The organism is Chamaesiphon sp. VAR_48_metabat_403, from assembly GCF_031422475.1.
Lineage (GTDB): Bacteria > Cyanobacteriota > Cyanobacteriia > Cyanobacteriales > Chamaesiphonaceae > Chamaesiphon.
Window position 1 is genome coordinate 1 of record NZ_JANPLS010000330.1, and the last position, 2,629, is coordinate 2,629.

Below are 2,629 nucleotides of genomic sequence, written 5' to 3' on the forward strand. Positions count from 1 at the left end.
GCGAATTGTCACTGCCAAAATCTCTTCGAGATCGAGCGATTGTCTTACCGCTGCGGCAATCTGATTGACTAGCCGCTCTCTGCGTTCTTCTGCTACAATCCGGCGATAGGCGTTTACCTGCTTGTATTGACTTGCCTGGAGATAGGTAACGAGTCGATCGATAAATAGTTGAGTATCGATTAAATTGGTAGCTAGTTCGATCGGCTGCTCCCGCGTGGAGGTAAGCTGATAACGCTGTTTGTCTAGAGCGATTTGCTCCCTTAGATCGGGACGATAACGATCGATCCGTTCTAATAATAGTAACGCTGCTTGTCTGCTCACCTGAGGATCTAACGTCCAAAATCCCCTAAACTGGCGAGCGGAATCTAAATCGATCGTATCTACAGGTGCAGCATGTTCGCGACAGATCAAACAAGCACTATAATTCTGTCCGACAATTGCCAAATGCCATTCCTGCGCCAATTCATCTGTCGGCGCGATGCCAATGGTGGCGTAAGGTGCGGGAGCAGAAGCGAAATCTGTTTCGGGAGCCGCTAGTACATAGACTCGATCGGTTTGGCGAGCGATACGTTGATATCGCCCCGTTTCCTGACGGTAAAATCGTTCCTGCTGGAAATTAGCAATTACTAACGGTTGTTCTGTTCCCGCCAATACTAGGTCTTCGATCGCATGAGAAAGTGCGGTTAAGCTGGCTTTAAAATAAATTTGCGCCCTAAGCTGAGGAAAAGATTGCAGCAAGTTCTGGAGCAAAGAGTTAGAGTTGTTTATCATCCGTTTGCTGGTTTGGGAAAGTGGTTAGTGGCTGAATATGAAGATAACCCCCGATCTCGCTTTTTCCAGCTCGGTATGCTACAAGAACGGCGCGAATCTGCTTTAGTCAAATCGAGATCGGCAAGTGTATTACCATCCCAATCGACATTTACCACAATCGTCCGCTCCAACTGGGCATGACTCAAATTCGCCCCAACTAAATTCGCGCCAGTTAGGTTGGCATAACTCAAATTCGCCCCAACTAAATTCGCACCGCTCAAGTCTGCAATCTGGAGATTGGCTAACCGCAAATCGGCTTTTTGTAAGTCGATCTGTTGACAGTTTGCCTGACTCAAATCCGCTCTAATCAGGTTCGATCGATCGCCGCGACTGCCAACTAGCTTACTCTGATGCAAATTTGCTCTCCACAACATTGCCTTGCTAAATATCGCCGCCGAAAGGTTGGCACCTTGAAGGTTCACCAAGCTCAAGTTACTATCATTTAACTGTGCTTGGGCAAAATCAATCCCGCTCAAGCTCGATTCGCTCAGATCGATCGACTGTAAATCGATCCGGCAAAAATCCCGATGACCTCGATCGTACGAGCTTTTTAACTCTTTGGCATTAACTTGTTGTGGATAAAACATCGTCTGGAAATACTTAACTACTAATGAAATCGAAATTACTCATCATATTTATGACAGTTTTTGCGGCTGTACAGCTCCAGCATTGGCTGGAGAATACTTTATTAAGCTTTGTAAACTTATATTGACAATACTAGCAGAAAGCTAGGGATCGCGACAGAACCCTAACTATTTATCCAGATTTGAGATCGATACCCCACGACCCAAAAAGGAACATTCTCGATCGAACCCTTGTCCGAATACTTACAAGATCGATACTCCATCGACTCACTCTCAATCTTTACCCCAGAGTAAATGCAACCGATGAAAACATCCCTTAAAATTTGGAGCTGGGCAATCTTAGGTGCTGTGTTGACAGCCAGTAGCGTTGGGGCGCAATATGGCCCGCCTACCCCGCAGACAGCCGTGCCATCGGGTGGAAATAGTGCCCGCTTTATCTGTGAATTGCGTGGTAATCAGTCTACCGTTACTTATCAACCAGTCGATCGACCTGGCGACAAATATCCGTGGGCGGTACCCAATACAATGGGTAATAATTGGGATGCTGGCAAACGCTGTACCGAAATCGCGCGCAGATTAGAAGAATACCGTCGCGACGGACTTAAAGAACTACGTACTGATGTTAAAAACAACTACGATACCGTCTGCGTCACCACCGAAAAAAACAGTGAATGTCGGATTGTATTTACGGTACCCCAAGGACAAGATGCCATTACCACTAGAGATTCTGTCTTCCGCAATCTGACGATGGCAGATAGCGGACAGCGCACGACTGGCGTGACGACATTTGCCGATGGTGGCAATAATGGTTTCGGCGATTTACTAGGCAATGTAGTATTACCAGGACTCGGCAATACTGGCACTGCTACTAGTATCACGCCCGCACTCAAGTCGAAAGATAGCATCGATCTGCGTCCGTTCTTATCTAAAAAAGATGGCGGTACTGCCACCCAACTCCGCGCACCTACCACCACAAATTCCACTGCGGGTGATGTGAAAATATTGAATCCCATTCGGTTTCGGTAATTAACAGCGAGGAACGCCAGAGAGTAGGGATGATTTGGCACTAACAACCGACAACCCTACTTCATTGCCGTAACTCTAAAAATCGATGTTGTTTCAGATTCTTCCCAAAAAATCTGTAAAAAAGTAAACAAATGTTGCAGTCTATTTGTTAGGCTTACTTAAAGACGTTTTTTGGAAAAGGTCGGATCGATCGTGGATATTCAAATTGG

Annotated in this window: 3 protein-coding genes; 1 reads left to right on the top strand and 2 read right to left on the bottom strand. The window is 46.2% G+C overall.

Going from position 1 to position 2,629, the window contains the following annotated elements; genetic code table 11:
• The coding region (locus RMO79_RS15985; protein ID WP_310484168.1) for a DICT sensory domain-containing protein at positions 1–771 on the bottom strand (771 nt) is incomplete at its 3' end.
• The gene (locus RMO79_RS15990; protein ID WP_310484169.1) at positions 768–1,397 is read right to left on the bottom strand and encodes a pentapeptide repeat-containing protein; all 630 of its coding nucleotides are present in this window, start codon (positions 1,395–1,397) and stop codon (positions 768–770) included. The genes RMO79_RS15985 and RMO79_RS15990, both read right to left, overlap by 4 nt.
• A gap of 300 nt (positions 1,398–1,697) precedes the next feature.
• On the opposite strand from RMO79_RS15990, the gene RMO79_RS15995 reads away from it, so the two are divergent.
• Positions 1,698–2,420 carry a COP23 domain-containing protein gene (locus RMO79_RS15995; RefSeq protein WP_310484170.1) on the top strand — a complete coding sequence of 241 codons (723 nt, stop codon included), beginning with the start codon at positions 1,698–1,700 and terminating at the stop codon, positions 2,418–2,420.
• The last annotated feature ends 209 nt before the right edge of the window (positions 2,421–2,629 follow it).

Bases quoted from the DNA above. Each gene is read 5' to 3' on its own strand.
- RMO79_RS15995 (WP_310484170.1), top strand. From the start codon at position 1,698: ATGAAAACATCCCTTAAAATTTGGAGCTGGGCAATCTTAGGTGCTGTG.
- RMO79_RS15990 (WP_310484169.1), bottom strand. From the start codon at position 1,397: ATGTTTTATCCACAACAAGTTAATGCCAAAGAGTTAAAAAGCTCGTAC.